Below are 21,313 nucleotides of genomic sequence, written 5' to 3'. Positions count from 1 at the left end.
GGCGCCGGAGCCGCGCCGCTCGAGAAGGATCGCCATGTCGTCAGCCCGCCCCATCGTCCGTTTCGGCGTGCTCGTCGGCTTGGTCCTCGCCGCCGCTTCACCCGCCGCGGCGCGGACGAGTTGGGTCTCGGGCACCTACGTCTACGCCGACCTCTGCACGATGCCGGAGGACGGCGCACAGAGCGGGCGGCGCATCACCCTCAAGCGCTGGCCCAAGGGCGACAACCTCGTCTACGAGGGCGCGGGCCTTCCTGCCCCGATCGAGACGGCGGTCACCGTCGACGACACCACCAAGGATGTCGCCTTCCACGTCGAGACGAGCGCCGGGGGCGTCAGCTTCCGCGGCACCGCCGGTCCCGACGCCCTCATCGGCACGCTGCACAGCGCCGACGGCTCGCAACCTCTCCGTTTGAAGCGCGTGCTGCGCGCCCGCGCTCAGGATACCTGCCCTGGAGAGACCACGGGCTCGATCCGCTGATCCTCTCCCGGGCGTCGCCCTGACGCGATGCCCGGCCGTGTCACCGCGGCGCCATTGACGCCGTGGGGCTCCGGCGCGAGGGAAGCGCCGGGGGCGGGCACGAGGCGACGAGCATGAGCGGGACCAAGCGCAGCTACCGGATCGCGGTGATTCCCGGCGACGGCATCGGCAAAGAGGTCGTGCCGGAGGGCGTGCGGGTTCTGGAACGGGCCGCCGCCCGCCACGGCTTCGAGATCGCGCAGGATTGGTTCGAGTTCGCGAGCTGCGACTACTACGAGACCCACGGGCGGATGATGCCCGAGGATTGGAAGGCGCAGATCGGCTCCCACGACGCGATCTTCTTCGGCGCCGTCGGCATGCCGGAGCGCGTCCCCGACCACATCTCGCTCTGGGGCTCGCTGATCCAGTTCCGGCGCGAGTTCGACCAGTACGTCAATCTGCGCCCCGTCCGGCTGATGCCGGGCGTCCCGTCGCCGCTGGCCGGCCGCGCGCCCGGCGACATCGACTTCTGGGTCGTGCGCGAGAACACCGAGGGCGAGTATTCCAACGCGGGCGGACGGATGTTTCCCGGCACCGAGCGCGAATTCGCGGTGCAGGAATCGGTCTTCACCCGCCACGGCGTCGATCGCGTGCTGAAGTTCGCGTTCGAATTGGCGCAGAGCCGGCCCAAGCGGCATCTGACCTCCGCCACCAAGTCCAACGGCATCTCGATCACCATGCCGTTCTGGGACGAGCGGGTGCGGGCCGTGGCCGAAGGCTTCCCCGATGTCCGATGGGACCAGTACCACATCGACATCCTGACGGCGCATTTCGTGCTGAACCCGGACCGGTTCGACGTGGTGGTGGCCTCGAACCTCTTCGGCGACATCCTCTCCGATCTCGGGCCGGCCTGCACCGGCACCATCGGCATCGCGCCGTCGGGCAACATCAACCCGGAGCGGATCCACCCCTCCGTGTTCGAGCCGGTACACGGCTCGGCCCCCGACATTGCGGGCCAGGGGATCGCCAACCCGATCGGCCAGATCTGGTCGGGGGCGATGATGCTGGAGCATCTCGGCGAGCGCGCGGCCGCGGCCGAGATCGTCGCCGGCATCGAGCGTGTGCTCGCCGAGCGGACGCTGCGCACGCGCGACCTCGGCGGCAACGCCGACACGCAGGCCTGCGGCCGCGCGGTCGAGCAGGCGCTGGGCTGACGGGGCCGGCCGCGATGAGACCCGTCGTTGTCACCGTCGCCATCACCGGCTCGGTCGCCCGCAAGGCCGACAACCCGACCGTGCCGATCACCCCGTCCGAGCAGATCGAATCGACCCACGCCGCCTACGAGGCCGGCGCGGCGCTCGCCCACATCCATGTCCGCGGGGACGACGAGAGCCCGTCCCTCGATCCGGAGCGCTTCCGCGCCGTGCAGGAGGGCCTCCGCCGGCACTGCCCTGGGATGATCGTACAGTTCTCGACGAGCGGGGCGGGCTCCGACCCGGCCGAGCGTGGCGCCTGCCTGATCCACCGGCCGGACATGGCCTCCCTGACGACCGGCTCGGTCAATTTCGGCGACGGCGTCTACGAGAACCCGGCCGCCTCGTTCACGGCCCTCGCCCGATGGATGCGGGACGAGGGCGTCGCCCCGGAGATCGAGGTCTTCGACCTGACCCACATCCACAACGCCCGCCGCCTCGTGGACGAGGGGGTGATCGGCGCCGCGCCTCACGTGCAGTTCGTGATGGGCATCCGCAACGCCCTGCCGGCCGACCCGCAGCTTCTCGACATGCTGCTCGCCGAGACCCGGCGCCTGTTGCCGGACGCCACCTGGGGCGCCTTCGGCATCGGCCGCTTCCAGAGCCCGGTGATGGGCTGGGCGCTCGCCCGCGGTGCGCAAGGGGTTCGCACCGGCCTGGAGGACAACGTGCGCCTCTCGAAGGAGCGGCTCGCCGACGGCAATGCCGGTCTCGTCCGTCTGGCCGCCCAGATCTGCGCCGAGCACGGCGCCCGGCCGGCGACGCCCGCCGAGGCACGGGCGATCCTGCACCTCGGCTGAGCGGATCGTCGATCAGGCCAGAGCCGGGCTGGTCTTGCGCCCGAGCGCCTCCTCGACGGTGCCGTCGCCGTCGAGATAACCGTGGCGCTTCGGGTTCGGCATCAGCAGCGAGGCGCCGAACGAGGCCGCGAGCATCACGGCGACGTACCAGAAGAAGCTGCTCTCCGCGCCCGCCTGCTTGAGCCAGAGCGCGATCGCCTCCGCGGTGCCGCCGAAGACCGAGTTGGCGATCGCGTAGGACAGGCCGACGCCCAGCGCCCGCACCTGGGTTGGAAACAGCTCCGCTTTCACGATGCCGCTGATGCCGGTGTAGAAGCTGATCACCACGAGCCCGAGCATGATCAGGCCGAAGGACAGCATCGGATCGGTGGTGGCGCCGATCGCCGTCATCAGCGGCACGATCAGCACCATCCCGAGCCCGCTGAACAGCAGCATGCTCCTCTTCCGGCCGATCCGATCCGAGAGCCAGCCGAAGAACGGCTGGATCACCATGTAGACGAACAGCGCCACCGTGGTGAGCTGCGAGGCGGTCACCTTGTCCATATGGGCGGTGTTGACGATGTATTTCTGCATGTACGTCGTGAGTGTGTAGAACGACAACGACCCGCCGGCCGTAATGGCGAACACCACGGCAAAGGCGCGCCAGTGCTTGAACAGGCCGGAGAAGGTGCCCGACTCTTTCGAGTCCTTGTTCTCCTCGCTCATCGTCTCGGAGAGCGAGCGGCGCAGGAACAGGGCGACCACCGCCGCCAGGGCGCCGATGACGAAGGGGATGCGCCAGCCCCAGGCGGTGAGCTGCTCGGCCGTGAGCAGGCTCTGCAGCACGACGAGGACCAGCGAGGCGAGAAGCTGGCCGCCGATCAGCGTGACGTACTGGAACGAGGCGTAGAAGCCGCGCTGCCCCTTGGCGGCGACCTCGCTCATGTAGGTCGCGCTGGTGCCGTACTCGCCGCCCACGGAGAGGCCCTGCACCATGCGCGCGAGGACGAGCAGGACCGGTGCGAGCGCGCCGACGGTGGCGTAGGTCGGCAGCAGGGCGATGGCGAGCGAGCCGCCGCACATCATCAGCACCGAGATCATCAGCGAGGTCTTGCGCCCGAGGCGGTCGGCGATGCGCCCGAACAACCAGCCGCCGATGGGCCGCATGAAGAAGCCCACCGCGAACACCGCCGCCGATTTGAGGAGCTGGCCGGTGCTGTCGCCTTCGGGAAAGAAGACCGGGGCGAAATAGAGCGCGAAGAAGGCGTAGCAGTAGAAGTCGTACCACTCGACGAGATTGCCCGACGAGGATCCGACGATGGCCATGATGCGGCGGCGCCGGTCGGCCGCGTCGTCCAACGATGGTGCCGCCTTGGCGATGTCCGGCATGCGTTTCCCCCGACGATCCGGCCGCCCGGCGGCCGTATGCCTTAACAAAAGTGACTACCTAATCGAGCGGCCCGACGCGCCGATGCGGCAGCCGGCCGTTCCGTGACAGATGCCGGCGAACGTCGCCCCCCGGTCCTCGATCGACCGGGCCGCCACATCGCGGATGCCGGACGCGGCGCCCGGTGGGGACGCGACCACTGCAGCGCGAGGCGCATCACGGGCAATATCGCTTCGCGCCGACGCAGATCTTCAGAGAGATGGAAGGTCGTTTCACAGCACTTCCGCCCCGGATCCGCACGCGCTCACGCTTTGCCCGGATCGTTGCGAAGAACAACCCGGATCGTATGCGCCGGGGAACGGTTCTCCGCCAGTCGCCGTTGCGAGCCGGGCTTCGGCGCCGCGTCGGCGACCGGCAGTCGAGAGGGACGGAACATGACGAAATTCTTTCGCAGTACGGCCACAGCAGCGATCCTGGTGCTCGGCGCGGCAACGGCGCTGGCGCAGGGCGGCGGCGCGGGTGGTGCCGGGGGCGGCGCGGGCGGCGGTGCGGGCGGAGCCGGCGTGGGCGCCGGCGGAGGGGGCGCTGCCGGCGGAGGCGCCGGTGGTGGTGGCGTCGGCGGCGCGGGCGGCGGTGCAGCGGGCGGTGCCCGCGGCGGAGCGGGTGATGTCGGCGGCGCAGGCGGTGCCCGCGGCGGCGCCGATGTCGGCGGCGCTCGCGGTGGCGAGAGCGGCGGTGCGGCCGGTGGCCCCGCGCGCGGCGGCGCCGAAGGAGGAGAGGCCGGCCCTCGCGGCGGTCGTGAAGGTGGCCGCGAGGGCGGTGCGGCCCGGACCGGGGAATCCGGCGAGCGCGGCGGTCGGGACGCGGGACCGAACGATCGCGGCGGCCGGGACGCAGCCGGAGAGCGCGACGGACGCGGCGCGGCCGGTGAACGCGGCAGCCGCGACGGTGCCGGTGAGCGGAGCACACGCGACGGTGTCGGCGAGCGGGGCGGTCGCGGCGCCGCTACGGAGGCGCGCGGCGCCTCCAGGAACCTGAGTTCGACGCAGCGGACCGAGTTCCGCCAGTCGATCACCCGCTCCAACGTCCGGGCCGTGTCGAACGTCAACTTCGCGGTTCGCGTCGGTACCGCGATTCCGCGCTCGGTCTCGCTGCATCCGCTGCCGCCGGCGATCCTGACGCTGGTGCCCGCCTATCGCGGGCTGCAATTCATCCTCGTCGGCGACGACATCGTCATCATCGATCCCGACACCTACGAGATCGTGGACGTGATCCCCGCCTGATCCGAGCCCGGGGACGACACGGCCAAAGGCGGCAGCGCGGCGGCGTTGCCGCCTTTGGCTTGCCTGGGCGTGCTTGCGGAACAGGAGAGGAACGACTAGGCTGTTCGTGCTTTGTTTCAAATGATTCTGCGGCGCCCCCGGCCCGCGGTTGACAGCAGGTGCCGCATGCTGACCCGCAAGCAACTCGAACTGCTCCAGTTCATCCAGCAGAGGATGCAGGAGAGCGGTGTGCCGCCGTCCTTCGACGAGATGAAGGACGCGCTCGACCTCAAATCCAAGTCGGGCATCCATCGCCTGATCATGGCTCTGGAGGAGCGAGGCTTTCTGCGCCGTCTGCCGAACCGCGCACGGGCCATCGAGATCCTGCGGATGCCCGACCTGCCCGCCGCCAAGCCCGTCCCATCCGAGCCGCGCCGCTTCACCCCGAGCGTGGTCGAAGGCGGCCTTTCGGGCAAGCCGGCCGCGCCGAAGCCGCCGATGCTCCAGGCCCATGACGGCAACGGTCAGTCGGTCATGGTGCCGGTGATGGGCCGGATCGCCGCCGGTACGCCGATCTCGGCGATCGAGAGCCAGAGTCACACGATCTCGATGTCCCCGGACTTCCTGACGGGCGGCGAGCATTACGCGCTGGAAGTACGCGGTGACTCGATGATCGAGGCCGGCATCCTCGATGGCGACCTCGTGGTCATCCACAAGCAGGACACCGCCAATAACGGCGACATCATCGTGGCGTTGATCGACGACGAGGAGGCGACCCTCAAGCGCCTGCGCCGCCGCGGCTCCTCGATCGCGCTGGAAGCAGCCAACCCGGCCTATGAGACCCGCGTGCTCGGGCCGGACCGGGTGCGCATCCAGGGCAAGCTCGTGAGCCTCGTGCGCCGCTACTGAGGCGGTTCGGCGGGCAGCGGGTCGGTCGGATCCGCTGCACCGGGATCGCCGGCCGCTGAAGGCTCCGGTGCGGCAGCCGGCATCGCCGCGGTAGCCGGCGGTCTGGGTTGCCATGGCTTCGGCGGGCCGGCACCGCGGGTACTGGCGACCTCGGGCCCGGTCGCACCAAGACGGATCGCGGTGGCCCCCTGCGCCGCCAGGAAGCTGCGGTCGGCGATCAGGGGCGCCGCGCAGCCCGGCGGTGCGCGCAGGTGGCTGATCAGGATGTCGGCCCGGGCGCAATCCTCGGGGAAGGCGCGCTTGTCGGTGACGAGAGCGACGGCCCGCCCATCGAGGGCCAGGACCGTGCAGCCGAGGCGGTCGCATCGCGGTCCGGCCGCTCCGGTCACGGTTTCCGGACGCCGTCCGTCGCCGTCGGCCTTCAGCCACTGCTCCAGTACGAAGCCGGGCGGACGCCCGAGGACGACGAGGCGGCCATCTTTGCCACGGACCGCGGCGCCGGCCCCGTCGCGGTCGATGTAGATGTCGTAGCGGGTGGGACTCGCGGCGAAGGCGAGGCCGAGACCCGCCGGCAGGAGGGCCAGGAGGCGCAGCCGCGACACCGGCAGGGTCGCGACGAGAAGCGCGACGGCCAGAAGGGCCAGGGCGCCGGTCCCGAAGGCAGGCAGCACGACGTTGGCTTGCCCGAACCCGGCGATCCAGGCCGAGATGTCGAGCATGCCGCGCACCGCGAGCCCCATCAGCCACCAGACCGGCCGATCGAGGGCGAAAGGGTAGGCCAGCATTCCGAGCACCGCCGCGGGCATCACCGCGAGGGAGACGAGGGGCAGGGTCAGGGCGTTTCCGACGAGACCGAAGGGCTGCATCGTCTGGAAGTGGTAGGTGGCGAAGGGAGCCGTGGCGATCTGCGCCACCAGGGTCGTGGCCAGCGTGCCGACCACCGCCGTCGCCAGCCACGACGCGGCCCGCGCGATCCGGGACGGGCTGTCGGTGCGGAAGACGCGCCCGTCGAGAAGCGGGGCGCAGGCGATCAGGCCGGCCACCGCCCCGAACGACATCTGGAAACTCGGCCCCAGCAGCGCCTCCGGCTCGCGGGCGAGCGCCAGCATCGCGGCAAGGGCGAGGTTGCGCATGCTGAGCGCCGGGCGGTCGACGAGGATTGCACCGAGCATGACCAGCGTCATGATCAGCGCCCGTTCGGCGGCGACGTCCCAGCCGGAGAAGGCGCAGTAGGCGGTCACGCCCAGCATGGCCGCACCGGCCGCGATCTTCTTGATGGGCCAAGCGAGCGCCAGCGCCGGCACCAGCGCGAGCCCGGCCCGCACCAGCCAGAACACGACGCCCGCCGCGAGCACCATGTGGAGCCCGGAGATCGACACGACGTGGTAGATCCCCGCCGCCCGCAGCACCTCGTTGGTCTCGTTCGAGATCAGTCCGCGCTTGCCCGTGACGAGGGCCGCGGCGACGGCGCCGGCCTGACCGCCGATCGCGTCGGTGATCCGTTGGGTGAAGGCATTGCGCGCCGAATCGACGGCGGCGGCGAGGCGGAGCGCGAGGGGCAGCCGCTCGGGCGGTGGACCGACCTCGACCTTGCCGACCAGCGAACCGACGGCGCCGATCCCGCGGAAGTAAGCGTCGCGCGCGAAATCGTAGCCGCCCGGCCGCGCCGCTTCCGGAGGCGGCAGGAGACGGGCGGTGGCGCGGATGGCGTCGCCCGGCCGCACCGTCCGTGCGGCGCGGTAAGACACCCGGACCCGGCGCGGGCGGTGTTCCGCATCGAGCTCACCGAAGCTGTCCACCCGAACGATCAGCCGTGCGCCGCTCTCTCGCTCGTCGAGCCCTTCGACGATGCCGGCGAGCGGTGCGATGGTGATCCGCGGCAGCACCGGCCCCGCCACGGAGGCGACGCGCCAGACGCCCGCCGCGAAGCCGAGGAAGAAGGCGGTCAGGGCCAGCATCAGCGCAAGCGCCACCGGACGCGCCCGCAGGACGGGCGTCACGACAAGACTGAGCCCGGCCGCCATCAGAGGGGCCGCGAGGGCGGGCTCGCCGTCCGTCGCCGTGAAGAAGACGAGGATACCGGCGCCGAAGGCGACGGCGAGCCAGGGGAACAGCCGCCGCTGCTCGGTCTCGCAGGCGAGACCGGTGCGCAGCCGATCGCGCGCGGCTGGCCACAGCTGTGCGGGGGCGATCACGCGACCGGCGAGGAGAGCCGGAACGGCCCCACGCATCGCCCTGCCGCCGCCCTGCATCATGCCCCGCCACGTCCCGAGACCTGCGATGCCCGTGCGCTGGGCAATCGTGACGAATTCTTAACGCATCCGCTCGCTCGTGCTACACGCACGCCGAGACCGGCCGCAGCCGCACGCCCGTCATCCCGCACTTTTCCAAGAAGAAGCTTCCCCGCAACCGATGTCGTCACCGGTCGTCACGCGCTTCGCGCCCTCGCCCACGGGCTTCCTGCATATCGGGGGCGCGCGCACCGCTCTGTTCAACTGGCTCTACGCCCGCCGGTTCGGCGGGCGGATGCTGCTGCGCATTGAGGACACCGACCGCGAGCGCTCGACGCAGGCGGCCATCGACGCGATCCTCGACGGGATGCGCTGGCTCGGCCTCGATTGGGACGGGGAGGTCATCTACCAGTTCGCCCGCGCCGAGCGTCACCGGGAGGTGGCCGAGAGCCTGCTCGCCTCGGGCAACGCCTATCACTGCTACGCCAGCGCCGAGGAGCTGGCGCAGATGCGCGAGACCGCCCGCGCCGAGGGCCGCGCCCCGCGCTACGACGGACGCTGGCGCGACCGCGACCCGTCCGAGGCGCCTCCCGGCGTGAAGCCGGTCATCCGCCTGCGGGCACCGACCGAGGGCGAGACCGTGGTTGAGGATGCGGTGCAGGGCCGCGTCACCTGGGCCAACCGCGACCTCGACGATCTCGTGCTGCTGCGCTCGGACGGAACCCCGACCTACATGCTCGCCGTAGTGGTCGACGACCACGACATGGGCGTCACGCAGGTGATCCGGGGCGATGACCACCTCACCAATGCCGCCCGCCAGAGCCAGATCTACCGGGCGCTCGGCTGGGACGTGCCGGCCATGGCCCATATCCCGCTCATCCACGGGGCGGATGGCGCGAAGCTGTCGAAGCGCCACGGCGCGCTCGGCGTCGAGGAGTACCGCGACCGCGGCTACCTGCCGGCGGCCCTGCGCAACTACCTCGTGCGGCTCGGCTGGAGCCACGGCGACCAGGAGGTCTTCTCCACCGAGGAGATGATCGCCGCCTTCGATCTGAAGGCGATCGGCCGCTCGGCGGCGCGGTTCGACTTCACCAAGCTGGAGAGCCTCAACGGGCTCTATATCCGCAACAGCGCCGATTCGGTCCTGGTCGATGCGATCGAGGTGATCCTGCCGGCCCGCGGACCCGAGCGCGGCCTGCCGACATCGCTCACGCCCGACCTGCGCGAAAAGCTCCTGTCGGCGATGCCCGGCCTGAAGGAGCGCGCCAAGACGCTCGTCGAACTCCTCGACAGCGCCTACTACCTCTACGCCCCGCGGCCGCTGGCCCTCGACGCGAAGGCCGAAGGCCTGCTCGCCGGCGAGGCGCCGGAGCGGCTGCGCGCCCTTCTCCCCGCCCTGGAAGCCCTGCCCGAGTGGAGTGCGGCATCGACGGAGGCGGCGGTACGCGGTTTCGCGGAAAGCCAGAGCGTCAAGCTCGGCCAGGTCGCCCAGCCTCTACGGGCGGCCCTCACCGGCCGTGCTACCTCGCCGCCGGTCTTCGACGTGATGGCGGTGCTCGGCCGCGACGAGGCGCTCGCCCGCCTGCGGGATCGACTGGCGGCCTGAACCATCGACCACGCGGCGGATCAACGCATCCCGGCCGAGCCGGCACGATCCGGGCGCGCTCCCGACCCGTTCGGATCGCTCCACGTGATTCCAGGCGCAGTCGAATGACAATCCGGCCGGAATGACAGCGCGAAGCGCACAAAGCCCCAGCGAGGGGCCGATCGGACGGTGCCGCTCCGCAAAGTCTTGCACAAGTGGATGTTTCCACGGCATTCTCTTTCCGTCGAAGCCGCAACGATAGGGATGACGGGCTGCGGATCTCGGGAAGGGGCGACCGTCATCCTCCTCGAAGGGTGACAGACACGGCCCGTTTTTCGCATATGCGAAGAGACCCGGGGCGGCCGCCCGTTGCTGGGCGCCGACCGATCCGCTAACCCGGTGCCTCAGTGGGCGGGCGCAGCGCTCTGCTGCGGCGCCACAACGGAGCGGAAGGCGGGTTCTTCCGGTCCCGTGCTGTTCCCGTCGCGAGAAAGGGTCCGCGATCCCATGAGCGCTTCCGCCAGCACCATCATCGTGGGCGACAAGAACGTCGAATTGCCCATCAAGACCGGTACGATCGGTCCCGACGTCGTCGATATCGGCAAGCTCTACGCCCAGACCGGCAAGTTCACCTTCGACCCCGGCTTCACCTCGACCGCCTCCTGCGAGTCGAAGATCACCTATATCGACGGCGACGAGGGGGTGCTGCTCTACCGCGGCTACCCAATCGAACAGCTCGCCGAGCAGGGCGACTTCCTCGAAACCGCCTACCTGATGCTGTTCGGCGAGTTGCCGTCCTCCGCGCAGAAGGCGGATTTCGATTACCGGGTCACGCGCCACACCATGGTGCACGACCAGATGAACCGCTTCTTCCAGGGCTTCCGCCGCGACGCCCATCCGATGGCGGTGATGGTGGCCTGCGTCGGCGCGCTCTCGGCCTTCTATCACGACTCGACCGACATCTCGGACGAGCAGCAGCGGATGGTCGCCTCGCTTCGCATGATCGCGAAGATGCCGACGCTCGCGGCGATGGCCTACAAGTATACGATCGGTCAGCCGTTCGTATATCCGAAGAACGACCTCGACTATACGTCGAACTTCCTGCGGATGTGCTTCGCGGTGCCGTGCGAGGAGTACGTCATCAACCCGATCTACGCGCGGGCGCTCGACAAGATCTTCATCCTGCACGCCGACCACGAGCAGAACGCCTCGACCTCGACGGTGCGGCTCGCCGGCTCCTCGGGCGCTAACCCGTTCGCCTGCATCGCCGCCGGCATCGCCTGCCTGTGGGGGCCGGCGCATGGCGGCGCCAACGAGGCGGCGCTGAAGATGCTGATGGAGATCGGCCACCCCGAGAACGTGCAGAAATACGTCGCCAAGGCGAAGGACAAGAACGACCCCTTCCGCCTGATGGGCTTCGGCCACCGGGTCTACAAGAACTACGACCCGCGCGCGCGCATCATGCAGAAGACCACCCACGAGGTGCTCAACGAGCTCGGGCTCAAGGACGACCTGCTTGAGGTCGCCGTCCAGCTCGAACAGATCGCGCTCAAGGACGAGTACTTCATCGAGAAGAAGCTCTACCCGAACATCGACTTCTACTCGGGTATCACCCTGAAGGCGCTCGGCTTCCCGACCTCGATGTTCACGGTGCTGTTCGCGCTGGCCCGCACCGTCGGCTGGATCGCGCAGTGGGCCGAGATGATCGAGGATCCGTCGCAGAAGATCGGTCGTCCGCGCCAGCTCTATGTCGGCCCGGATCGCCGCGACTACGTGCCGATCGGCCAGCGGAGCTGAGCGCAAATCGCGCTCGTACCTATGCTGTGATGTGCACATGAGCGTTCGACGTGTGCCGGCGCTCTCGCAAATGGGTTTGCAATCGCACAACCAGCGCTACATTATCGTCTCAAGAGCCCGCAGGTGGCAGCCCGCGAGCCCTCTTTGTGGACGAAGCCTACGTTACCACATCAGTCCGAGCGTGATGGTCATCGACCACTCACCGCTCGGGCTGCGCTTGATCGTGTCCCGCACAAGCGGGATCATCAGCAACGTCTTCACCCCCTTCCTGTCTGCCTACTCGCACGACGACGGCCGGCTACGCCGCCGTAAGCCCCGCGTGCCACGAGGCCGTCGCGACAGGAAAGTTCGCGTCCAACCGGCGCAGTATGGGCGAGGCAGGCGCGAATGCAACCGCAGGGTCGGCCGGATCGACGCGACCCAGCTCAGGGGATCGATGCTTCGGCGACTTCGGCTCAGATTCCGAGATCGCGCTTCAGGCGCACCACCGCACGATCCAACGCGCCGAGAAAGGCCGAGCGGTCCTTCGGCGAGAACGGCTTCGGGCCGCCGGTGATCGCGCCCGCCTCCCGCAGATCCTGCATCAGGTTTCGGGTGGCCAGCGCGAGGCCCACGGACGCATCGGTGAACGCCTTGCCGTTCGGGGCGAGCGCCGCCGCGCCGGCCTTCACGCAGCGGCTCGCCAGCGGCACGTCCGCCGTAACGACGATGGCGCCGGGGCGGGCGCGCTCGGCGATCCAGTCGTCGGCCGCATCGAATGCGTCGCCGACGATCACCCGCTCGATCCAGGGCTCGCGCGGCAGGTTCATGAAACTGTTCGAGACGACATAGACGTGGAGGCCATAGCGTCCGGCGACGCGGTAGACCTCGTCCTTCACCGGGCAGGCGTCGGCATCGACATAGATCGCGATCGTCGGCGGCATCGCATCCTCGCTCATGCCGCCCGCCGCGCCTCCAGAACGATCCGCGCCGCGGCACGACTCGGCTCCTCGTCGCCGGGGAGCCGCATTTCTCCGTCGATGCGGGCCAGCGCATCGAGCTGGGTCCGTCGGGCCGGGCCGCCCGCGAGGAGCGGAGCCAGGGTTTCGGCCAGCCGCTCCGGCGTGCAATCCGCCTGCACGAATTCCGGCATGGCGTTCTCGGACAGGATCAGGTTCGGCAACACGATCGTCGGCACCTGGATCAGGCGCCGGGCGATCACCTCCTCGACCCGCGAGACCTTGTAGGCCACCACCATCGGCACGCCGGCGAGCGCGAGTTCGAGCGTCACGGTGCCGGAGGCCGCGAGCGCGGCCCGCGCCCGGCGGAAGGTCGCGAGCTTGGCCGCCTCGCCGTGGACGATGCGCGGCTGGCGCTCCCAGGCGGCGGCGAGACGCTCGATCAGGGCGCGGTGACGGCTCACCGCCGGTAGCTCGACCTCGACCGGACCGACCCGCCGCACCAGTTCGGCGACCGCTCGGCCGAAGACCGGCATCAGCCGCTCGATCTCCGAGCGGCGCGAACCCGGCAGCACGGCCAGGATCGGCGGGCGGCCTTCGCGGAGCGCCGTCTCCTCGGGGGAGGGGCGCAACTCGGCGAGACGCTCGATCAGCGGATGGCCGACATAGGTGCAGGCCGGCCCGCCGAGCCTCCGATGCGCCTCCGGTTCGAAAGGCAGGAGGGCGAGGACGTGGTCGATGAAGGGCACCATGCCCTTGGCCCGCCACGGGCGCCACGCCCAGACGCTCGGAGAGACGTAATCGACGATCGGCAGGTCCGGCAGCCGCTTGCGCACACGGGTGGCGACCGCATGGGTGAAGCCGGGGCTGTCGATGATGACGAGCACGTCGGGCCGGCCGGCGACGACGTCGTCCACCGTTTCGCGGATGCGCCGAAGCAGGGTGCGGGCGCGGGCGAGCACGGGCAGATAGCCCATCACCGCCACGTCATCGATGGGAAACAGCGAGCGGAAGCCCTCGGCCTCCATCGCCTCGCCGCCGACCCCGCCGAGGGTCAACGCCTCGGGGGAGAGGATCCGCAGCGCCCGGATCAGCTTGGCGCCGAGCTGGTCGCCGGAATCCTCGCCGGCCACGAGCCAGATCCGCCGGTGCGTCACGGGGCGACCTCCACGCCGATCAGGAACAGGCCCGCCGCATCCGCCGCCGCGACCGTCTCGGGTCCGTCGATCACCAGGGTATGGCCAGCACCGATGGCGAGGCCGGCACAGCCCGCCTCCGCGGCCCGGCGCACCGTGCGCGGACCGATCGCCGGCAGGTCGATGCGCAGATCCTGGCCGAGCTTCGGCAGCTTGACGAGGACGGTCCCCTTCGCAGGAGTGCCGCGGCCGAAGGGCTTGCGGTTGAGGGCGCGGGCGCGGGCGAGCATGCGGTCGGTGCCCTCGGGGCCTTCGACGGCAATGATGCGCTCAGCCGCCACCACCGCGGCCTGGCCGACATCGAAGGGGCTCAGCGCGCCGAGCATGGCGCGTCCCGTGGCGATCGACAGAGCCGCATCGGCATCGGGCGCGAGACGGCCGAGGCGTCCGGGCCGGCCGAGCAGGTCCGGGGCAACCTCGTGGACGCCGAGCACCCGGTGCCCGTTCTCCTCCAGCAGCGAGAGCACCGCCCGCAGCAGCCTGTCGTCGCCGCCCGCGAGACTCTTCAGGATGTCGCGGTTGCGCACCGCATGCGCCGCGTTGAGGAGCGCCGCCGGGCTCGGACGGGTGACGCCGCCCGCCGGCACCACGGCCGCGGGCGCCCAGTCCTTCAGGATGCGCAAGGTGCCGGGAATGTCGAGGAGATCGACCACCGCGTCCGCGCGCCGCCGCATCGCCCGCTCGGTGAAGCCGCGTACGGCGAGCACCCGGAAAGGGCGGCGGGCCCGATCGAGGGAGGCGGCGACCAGTTCCGGCAGGCGGCCCGCGCCGGCCACCAGGGCGAGGGGCCGGGCGGGATCGACCACCGCCGCCTCAGGCCGCAGCGGCGACGGCGCGGGGCGTGCAGATCGAGCGTTTGCCGCCCTCGCGGATGAAGGCGAGGATCTCGTGGATCGCCGGATGGGTATCGAACTCGGCGGCCACGTCCTCGACCCGCTCCATCAGCGTGCCTTCCTGGGCGAAGAGCAGCCGGTAGGCCCGGCGGAGCGCATGGATGTCCTCGCGCGAGAAACCGCGGCGCTGCAGGCCGATGATGTTGAGCCCCGAGAGGTAGGCGCGGTTGCCGAGCGCCATGCCGTAGGGAATGCAGTCGTTCTCCAGCCCCGAGAGGCCGCCGACGAAGGCGTGGTCGCCGACCCGGGCGAACTGGATCACCGCCGCACCGCCGCCGAGGATGGCGTAGTTGCCGACGGTGCAATGGCCGGCGAGCATCACGTTGTTGGAGAAGATGACGTTGTTGCCGACGCGGCAATCGTGGCCGACATGGCTGTTGGCGAGGAAGGCGCAGCCGTCGCCCACCACCGTCTCCAGGCCGCCGCCGGCCGTGCCGGGGTTCATCGTCACGCCCTCGCGGATCAGGCAATCGGAGCCGACGACGAGCGTCGAGGGCTCGCCGCGGAATTTCAGATCCTGCGGCGGGTGGCCGATCGAGGCGAAGGGATAGATCTTCGTCCGCGCGCCGACCGTGGTGCGGCCGGCGACCACGACGTGGCTGATCAGTTCGCAGCCGTCGCCCAGCACGACGTCGGGCCCGACATGGCAGAACGGACCGATCCGCACGCCATCCCCGAGACGGGCACCGTCCTCGACGATGCTGCTCGGGTGAATGCCCTCCCGCACCGCGCTCACTCCGTCACCAGCATGGCGCCGATTTCCGCCTGCGCCACCAGCGCGCCATCGACGCGGGCCTCGCCGCGGAACCACCACATCGTCTTGCGCTGGTTGATCTTCGTCATGTGGAAGCGGACTTGGTCACCGGGCACGACGGGCTTGCGGAACTTGCACTTGTCGATGGTCATGAAGAAGACCTGCTTGGTCTTCAGCTCGTCGGTCATGATGTGGCGGCAGCAGATCGCGCCCGCGGTCTGGGCCATGCCCTCGATCAGGAGCACGCCGGGGAAAACCGGTAGGCCGGGAAAATGGCCGGTGAACTGCGGCTCGTTCGCGGTGACGTTCTTGATGCCGATGCAGCTCTCGTCCCGGTCGATCTCGATGATGCGGTCGATCATCAGGAAGGGGTAGCGGTGGGGCAGCAGTTCCAGCACCTTCTGAATGTCGGCCGAACCCAGCTCCCGCGTCTCGCTCATCGGTCCCAACGCTCCCCGCCCATACTCGCCCGGCGGCATAAGCCGCACGATCCCGTGCCTTTTGCCGGTGACCTTCAATCCGGTGAAGGCCGCCCTCTTCGGCAGAAAATCGGGCGGATGCAAGACTTTTGCGCCGCCGGAGGGACTTCCATGGTCCAGGACGGGTACGCAGCCAGCGTCGGCTCAGCGGCCGAGTGTTTCCTCAACGAGGCGCGGGTTCTTCTCCAGAAGCGCGAGGAGAACGCGGGCGGGCCCCTCGGGCCGGCGGCGCCGCTGTTCCCAATTCCGCAAGGTGCCGACAGCCACACCGATACGGCGGGCAAAAGCGTCCTGCGAAAGGGCGGACGCTTTCCGCACTGCTGCCACGTCGATGTCGTGGGGTACGTGCACGCGCACTCCAGCAACGGTTTCGCCACGGGCATGGGCGGCCGCCTGCTCCAGGCTGCGCGTCAGTTCGTGGAACGTCGCGTCGTCCATGGCTTCATCCTCAAAACAGAGTCTCGACCAGTCGTGCCAATGCTTGCGCCTGGGCCGGCGTCGGATTGGCCTGATCGTTCTTTGCGTAGGCGAGGAGCAGGTACACGCCGCGTTCGGTCACGAAGCACGCGATCACCCGTGCGCCCCCGCGCTTCCCAAGACCGGCCAAAGGCACTCGCACCTTCCGCAGCCCGCCCGTGCCGGGGATCACATCTCCCGCCCACGGGTCGGCCGCAAGGACATCGACGACCGACATGCGCTCCGATTCGGTCATGATGCGCTCGGCCGACCGAAGATAAATGTCGGTCTCAATTACGGTATGGAGCGAGTCGGCCATGACGGGAGATGACGGAGTGAGTCATATACGTCAATGGCGCAAAACTCCACAACCCGTTTGACGTCTAGCAACTTCTGCGAGGGTATCGTGCCTCTTTAGAGGATCCGCCGATCCAAGCGAATGATCCGGCACGGGTCGCCCGCCTTGGCCGGACCCGCATGCGGTGGGCGGATCAGCAGCGCCTCGCTGGTGCCGAGCACCGAGAGCATCGAGGAATCCTGGCGCGTCTCGGGATGGGCGACCGGCAGCCGGTCCGGCGCGGTATCGAGGCGGGCGCGGAGGTAATCCTGGCGGGCGTCGTTCGCCGGCATGTCGCGCCCGAGGAGGGCGGGCTCGCTGCGATCCTCGCCGGCGCGCGGGTCGCCGAGCAGGGCGCGGATCGCCGGCACGACGAAGAGCAGGCCGCAGACGATCGAGGAGACCGGGTTGCCCGGCAGGCCGATCACGGCCATCCGCCCGAGCCGTCCGTGCATCAGCGGCTTGCCGGGGCGGAGCGCGACCCGCCAGAAGCCGAGTTCCATGCCTTCGGCGCCGAGGGCCGCCTGGACGAGGTCGTGATCGCCGACCGAGGCGCCCCCCAGCGTTACCAGCAGGTCGGCCTCCGCCGCGCGGGCCCGGCCCACCGCGTCGCGCAGGGCAGCGAGATCGTCGGAAACGATGCCGAGATCGATCGTCTCCGCACCCGCTTCCAGGCTCAGCGCCGCCAGCGCGAGGCCGTTCGAGGCGACGATCTGGTCCCAAGCGGCGGGCTCACCCGGCCGCACCAGTTCGTCGCCCGTCGCCAGGACTGCGACGCACGGTTTTCGACGCACCGGCAACACTGCGTGGCCGGCGCTGGCCGCCAGTGCGAGGCGGCGCGCGTCCAGGGTCTCGCCGGCTCTCAGGAGCGTCTCGTCCCCGCGGAAATCGAGGCCGGCGCGGCGCAGGAAGCGGCCCGCCGCCACCGGCTCGCGGGCGGTGACCGTCTCTCCCACGGCCTCGGCGTTCTCCTGGATCAGGATCGCGTCGGCCCCCTCGGGCACGGGCGCACCGGTGAAGATGCGCACCGCCTCGCCGGGTCCGAGCGGCCCGGCGAAGCCGTGGCCGGCCGCGCTGGTGCCGATCAGGCGCAGCCGTGCCGGTACCGTGGCGACGTCGGCCGCGCGCACCGCGTAGCCATCCATGGCGGAGGCGGGGAAGGGAGGCTGCGTTCGCGTCGCGCGCAGATCGGCAGCCAGCGTCCGGCCGGCTGCCCGAGTGATGGGAACCTCTTCGGCCTCCACCGGGCCGGCAATCGCGGCGAGGATCCTGTCGAGCGCCTCGGCGACCGGGAGCAGGCTCATGAGCCAGCGGCCCATGCGCCGGACTTGCCGCCCTCCTTCGACAGGAGGCGGATGCCCTCGATGCGCATGCCGCGGTCGGCGGCCTTCACCATGTCGTAGACCGTCAGGCACGCCACCGAGACGGCGGTCAGCGCCTCCATCTCGACGCCGGTCTGACCCTGCACCTTCACCTCCGCCGTCAGCCGCAGGCCGGGCAGGGCGTCGTCGGGCTCGCAGGTGAGCCGCACCTTGGTGATCAGCAGCGGGTGGCAGAGCGGAATCAGCTCATGCGTCCGCTTGGCGGCCATGATGCCGGCGAGACGCGCCGTGCCGATGACATCGCCCTTCTTGGCGTCGCCCTCGCGGATCAGTGCCAGGGTCTCGGGGCGCATCACCACGACGCCCTCGGCCACGGCCGTTCGCGAGGTCGCGGCCTTGTCGGAGACGTCGACCATGTTGGCCGCACCGGTGCGGTCGATATGGGTGAGGGTCGGGCCGCTCACCGGCCGGCATCCCCGAACAGCAGCGCCCGCGTCGCCGCAGTGACGTCGGCCTGCCGCATCAAGCTCTCGCCGACGAGGATGGTGTCGAGCCCATGCTGCTTCAAGCGCAGCACGTCGGCATACCCGCCGATGCCGCTCTCGGCGACCGCAATACGGTCGGCGGGAATGCCGGGCTTGAGCCGGATCGCCGTCTCGAACGAGACCTCGAAGGTCTTGAGGTTGCGGTTGTTGACGCCGACGAGCCGGGTGCCGAGCGGCAGGGCCCGCTCCAATTCCTCGGCGTCGTGAACCTCCACCAGCACGTCCATGCCGAGATCGTGCGCGGTCTCGGTGATGGCGGCGGCCTCCGCGTCGTCCAGGCAGGCCATGATGACGAGGACGCAATCGGCGCCCCAGGCTCGGGCCTCGTAGACCTGATAGGGCTCGAACAGAAAATCTTTTCGCAGAACCGGCAGGTCGCAGGCCGCACGGGCCTCGGTGAGGAAATCCGGCGCGCCCTGGAAGGAGGGCGTATCGGTGAGCACCGAGAGGCAGGTGGCGCCGCCCTTGGCATAGGCTTCGGCCAGGGTCTTCGGGTCGAAATCGGCCCGGATCAGCCCCTTGGAGGGCGAGGCCTTCTTGATCTCGGCGATGAGGGCCGGGCGGCCTTCCGCGATATGGGCGGCGACGGCGTCGGCGAAGCCGCGGGGCGGCTCGGCTTTGGCCACCTGCTTCTCCAGCTTGGCTAGCGGCACGCGCAGCTTCGCCTCGGCGATCTCGCGGCGCTTGTAGGCTTCGATCCGCGCCAGCACGCTCGCCCGCTCGGGGGCGGTCGTGGCAGGCCCGACGGTCACGTCGGCCACGATGTCGTCCATCGATTTGTCCTTAGAGCATCGTCCCGAAAGGTGGTTTCCGGCTTTCGGAACGAGACGATGCAACAACGAAACGCCCAGGCATCGGTCCGGCGCCGATCGCCGGACCGATACCTTGGAACCGCTCGAAGCCGTCTATCATGCATTGGAAACGGCGACGAGGCGCGCCAGCGTCGCCCGCGCGGCGCCGGAATCGATCGCACCCTGCGCCAGCGCAACCCCCTCGGCCAGCGTACCGGCGGCGCCCGCCACCACGAGGCCCGCGCCCGCATTCAGCACGGCGATATCGCGGTAGGCGCTGCGGACGCCTTCGAGCACGGCGCTGAGTGCGGCCGCGTTGTGATCGGGATCGCCGCCGCGCAGGTCGTCGAGGGTCGCGAGCGGCAGGCCGACGTCGCGCGGGTCGATGGTGAAATGCGAGAGCGCGCCATCTTCCAGCGCGATCACGGCGGTGGGGCCGGTTGTGGTGATCTCGTCGAGCCCGTCGGAGCCGTGCACGGTCCAGACCCGGCGGCTGCCGAGCGTGGCGAGCACCCGCGTCAGCGGCTCGGCCCAGGCGGGCCGTGAGACGCCGAAGACCTGCGCCGCGACGCCGGCCGGGTTCGAGAGCGGCCCGAGCATGTTGAAGATGGTGCGGAACGGCAGTTCGGTGCGCACCGGCGCCACGTGGCGCATGGCGCCGTGATGCGTCTGCGCGAACATGAAGCAGAGCCCGGCCTCCGAGAGGCAGCGCGCCAGGGCCTCGGGGGGCAGACCGATCTTCACGCCGAGCGCCACGAGCACGTCGGCCGCGCCGGAGCGGGAGGTGGCGGCGCGGTTGCCGTGCTTGGCCACGGGCACGCCGCAGGCGGCGGTGAGGATCGCGGCCAGCGTCGAGACGTTGTAGCTGCCCGAATGGTCCCCGCCCGTGCCGACGATGTCGATGGCCCCCGCGGGCGCCGTCACGGGCAGCATCCGCGCCCGCATCGCCGAGACCGCGCCGACGATCTCATCCTCGCTCTCGCCGCGCACGGAGAGGGCGGTGAGGAAGGCGCCCGCCTGGATCGGCGTGACCTCGCCCGAGAGCAGGTCGTCGAAGGCGGCGCGGGCCTGCTCGCGGCTCAGCGCGGCGCCGGACGCGACGGTCGCGAGATGGGTCTTGAAGGCGTCCATCGGGATCGTGGCTCTGTCCGAGCCCTCTACTGTAGAGGGGGAGGGAAAAGTTGCCCGTCAATGCACGCCGAGGCCGGTCTTGTCACGCTCGGCCGGCCGAGTCCTTGCGCCACGCGGCGGCGATGTCGAGGAAGTTGCGCAGGATTTGCGTGCCGTGGTTCGAGAGGATGCTCTCGGGGTGGAACTGCACGCCGTGGACCGGCAGCTCCCGGTGCTGCAGTCCCATGATGAGGCCATCGGCTTCGGCCGTCACCGCTAGATCCTTCGGGCAGCTCGCGCGGTCCACCACCAGCGAGTGGTAGCGGGTGGCGGCGAAATCCTCGTTGATGCCGCGGAACACACCCTCGGCCTCGTGCCGGATGGTCGAGATCTTGCCGTGCATGGGAGAGGGCGCGCGCACCACGTCACCGCCATAGGCCTGCCCGATGGTCTGGAGCCCGAGGCACACGCCGAAGATCGGCACTTCCGCACCCAGCTCCCGCACCACGTCGAGGCAGATGCCGGCCTCGTTCGGCGTGCACGGCCCCGGCGAGAGCACCAGCGCATCCGGCGCCCGCTCGCGGATGCCGGCGACATCGATCTGATCGTTGCGCACCACATCGATCCGCTCGCAGAGCGGGCCGATCAGGTGGACGAGATTCCACGTGAAGGAATCGTAGTTGTCGATGACGAGGACGTTGGACATGGCTGCCGGCTTTGCCGCGTTTCCCCGCCGATGTGACGGTTGATCGAGCCGGGGTCAACGGGGACGGGGGACGCACCGCGTCCGCCCGTCGACGCGTGAGGAAGCGACGCGACCGCAAGAGCCAAA

At 70.1% G+C, this 21,313-nt stretch carries 22 protein-coding genes; 8 read left to right on the top strand and 14 right to left on the bottom strand.

Annotation, left to right across the window (positions count from 1 at the left end; all coding sequences use genetic code 11):
• Positions 1-34 precede the first annotated feature (34 nt).
• The 3 genes from HNR51_RS05465 (at position 35) to HNR51_RS05455 (ending at position 2,510) form a co-directional block, all read left to right on the top strand.
• The gene (locus HNR51_RS05465; protein WP_182554230.1) at positions 35-478 is read left to right on the top strand and encodes a hypothetical protein; all 444 of its coding nucleotides are present in this window, start codon (positions 35-37) and stop codon (positions 476-478) included.
• A 113-nt stretch (positions 479-591) separates the two neighbouring features.
• Entirely contained in the window at positions 592-1,671 is a 1,080-nt protein-coding gene (locus tag HNR51_RS05460; protein WP_182554229.1) for a tartrate dehydrogenase, read from the top strand.
• A 14-nt stretch (positions 1,672-1,685) separates the two neighbouring features.
• Complete coding sequence (locus HNR51_RS05455) at positions 1,686-2,510, top strand: 3-oxoadipate:acetyl-CoA acetyltransferase (protein WP_182554228.1); 825 nt, start codon at positions 1,686-1,688, stop codon at positions 2,508-2,510.
• Positions 2,511-2,522: 12 nt separating this feature from the next.
• Here HNR51_RS05455 and HNR51_RS05450 read toward each other — a convergent pair whose 3' ends face one another.
• Positions 2,523-3,878 (bottom strand): MFS family transporter, encoded by a 1,356-nt coding sequence (locus tag HNR51_RS05450; RefSeq protein ID WP_182554227.1) that lies wholly within the window; start codon positions 3,876-3,878, stop codon positions 2,523-2,525.
• A 520-nt stretch (positions 3,879-4,398) separates the two neighbouring features.
• Between HNR51_RS05450 and HNR51_RS26925 the strand changes: the two genes are divergently transcribed.
• From HNR51_RS26925 to lexA, 3 genes are all read left to right on the top strand, one after another.
• Positions 4,399-4,914, top strand: coding sequence for a hypothetical protein (locus tag HNR51_RS26925; protein WP_239681453.1), 516 nt, complete (start codon positions 4,399-4,401; stop codon positions 4,912-4,914).
• The gene (locus HNR51_RS26920; RefSeq protein WP_273289012.1) at positions 4,911-5,159 is read left to right on the top strand and encodes a DUF1236 domain-containing protein; all 249 of its coding nucleotides are present in this window, start codon (positions 4,911-4,913) and stop codon (positions 5,157-5,159) included. The genes HNR51_RS26925 and HNR51_RS26920 overlap by 4 nt, the downstream gene beginning before the upstream one ends.
• A gap of 165 nt (positions 5,160-5,324) precedes the next feature.
• The gene (gene lexA, locus HNR51_RS05440; RefSeq protein ID WP_012456915.1) at positions 5,325-6,047 is read left to right on the top strand and encodes a transcriptional repressor LexA; all 723 of its coding nucleotides are present in this window, start codon (positions 5,325-5,327) and stop codon (positions 6,045-6,047) included.
• Here lexA and HNR51_RS05435 read toward each other — a convergent pair.
• The gene (locus tag HNR51_RS05435; protein WP_182554225.1) at positions 6,041-8,302 is read right to left on the bottom strand and encodes a ComEC/Rec2 family competence protein; all 2,262 of its coding nucleotides are present in this window, start codon (positions 8,300-8,302) and stop codon (positions 6,041-6,043) included. The genes lexA and HNR51_RS05435 overlap by 7 nt on opposite strands.
• Before the next feature lie 157 nt (positions 8,303-8,459).
• Between HNR51_RS05435 and gltX the strand changes: the two genes are divergently transcribed.
• Positions 8,460-9,884: a glutamate--tRNA ligase gene (gene gltX, locus HNR51_RS05430; protein ID WP_182554224.1), complete on the top strand. Its 1,425-nt coding sequence runs from the start codon at positions 8,460-8,462 to the stop codon at positions 9,882-9,884.
• A gap of 486 nt (positions 9,885-10,370) precedes the next feature.
• Positions 10,371-11,660: a citrate synthase gene (gene gltA / locus HNR51_RS05425; protein ID WP_012456912.1), complete on the top strand. Its 1,290-nt coding sequence runs from the start codon at positions 10,371-10,373 to the stop codon at positions 11,658-11,660.
• Positions 11,661-12,115: 455 nt separating this feature from the next.
• Here gltA and HNR51_RS05420 read toward each other — a convergent pair whose 3' ends face one another.
• The 12 genes from HNR51_RS05420 to HNR51_RS05365 form a co-directional block, all read right to left on the bottom strand.
• Positions 12,116-12,598: a YaiI/YqxD family protein gene (locus HNR51_RS05420; protein ID WP_182554223.1), complete on the bottom strand. Its 483-nt coding sequence runs from the start codon at positions 12,596-12,598 to the stop codon at positions 12,116-12,118.
• The gene (lpxB, locus tag HNR51_RS05415) at positions 12,595-13,755 is read right to left on the bottom strand and encodes a lipid-A-disaccharide synthase (RefSeq protein WP_182554222.1); all 1,161 of its coding nucleotides are present in this window, start codon (positions 13,753-13,755) and stop codon (positions 12,595-12,597) included. Before lpxB ends, HNR51_RS05420 begins: the two co-directional genes overlap by 4 nt.
• Positions 13,752-14,600, bottom strand: a complete 849-nt coding sequence (locus HNR51_RS05410) for an LpxI family protein (RefSeq protein ID WP_182554221.1) — start codon at positions 14,598-14,600, stop codon at positions 13,752-13,754. The genes lpxB and HNR51_RS05410 overlap by 4 nt, the downstream gene beginning before the upstream one ends.
• Positions 14,601-14,607: 7 nt before the next feature.
• Entirely contained in the window at positions 14,608-15,414 is an 807-nt protein-coding gene (gene lpxA / locus HNR51_RS05405; protein ID WP_012456908.1) for an acyl-ACP--UDP-N-acetylglucosamine O-acyltransferase, read from the bottom strand.
• Between the two features lie 5 nt (positions 15,415-15,419).
• Positions 15,420-15,881, bottom strand: coding sequence for a 3-hydroxyacyl-ACP dehydratase FabZ (gene fabZ, locus HNR51_RS05400; protein ID WP_012456907.1), 462 nt, complete (start codon positions 15,879-15,881; stop codon positions 15,420-15,422).
• 183 nt (positions 15,882-16,064) lie between these two features.
• The gene (locus tag HNR51_RS05395; RefSeq protein WP_182554220.1) at positions 16,065-16,358 is read right to left on the bottom strand and encodes a helix-turn-helix domain-containing protein; all 294 of its coding nucleotides are present in this window, start codon (positions 16,356-16,358) and stop codon (positions 16,065-16,067) included.
• Positions 16,359-16,368: 10 nt separating this feature from the next.
• Positions 16,369-16,695 carry a type II toxin-antitoxin system RelE/ParE family toxin gene (locus HNR51_RS05390; protein ID WP_182554219.1) on the bottom strand — a complete coding sequence of 109 codons (327 nt, stop codon included), beginning with the start codon at positions 16,693-16,695 and terminating at the stop codon, positions 16,369-16,371.
• 95 nt (positions 16,696-16,790) lie between these two features.
• Entirely contained in the window at positions 16,791-18,017 is a 1,227-nt protein-coding gene (locus HNR51_RS05385; protein ID WP_182554516.1) for a molybdopterin molybdotransferase MoeA, read from the bottom strand.
• Positions 18,014-18,499, bottom strand: a complete 486-nt coding sequence (gene moaC, locus HNR51_RS05380) for a cyclic pyranopterin monophosphate synthase MoaC (RefSeq protein WP_012456903.1) — start codon at positions 18,497-18,499, stop codon at positions 18,014-18,016. Before moaC ends, HNR51_RS05385 begins: the two co-directional genes overlap by 4 nt.
• Positions 18,496-19,353, bottom strand: a complete 858-nt coding sequence (gene trpC / locus HNR51_RS05375) for an indole-3-glycerol phosphate synthase TrpC (RefSeq protein WP_182554218.1) — start codon at positions 19,351-19,353, stop codon at positions 18,496-18,498. Before trpC ends, moaC begins: the two co-directional genes overlap by 4 nt.
• Before the next feature lie 135 nt (positions 19,354-19,488).
• Positions 19,489-20,502: an anthranilate phosphoribosyltransferase gene (gene trpD / locus HNR51_RS05370; protein ID WP_141954376.1), complete on the bottom strand. Its 1,014-nt coding sequence runs from the start codon at positions 20,500-20,502 to the stop codon at positions 19,489-19,491.
• 82 nt (positions 20,503-20,584) lie between these two features.
• Positions 20,585-21,187: an anthranilate synthase component II gene (locus HNR51_RS05365; protein WP_012456900.1), complete on the bottom strand. Its 603-nt coding sequence runs from the start codon at positions 21,185-21,187 to the stop codon at positions 20,585-20,587.
• Positions 21,188-21,313: the final 126 nt, after the last annotated feature.

The organism is Methylorubrum thiocyanatum (genome assembly GCA_014138645.1).
GTDB classification, from domain to species: domain Bacteria; phylum Pseudomonadota; class Alphaproteobacteria; order Rhizobiales; family Beijerinckiaceae; genus Methylobacterium; species Methylobacterium thiocyanatum.
The sequence above is the reverse complement of the archived record's forward strand: the minus strand, read 5'-3'. Positions and strand labels throughout refer to the sequence as shown.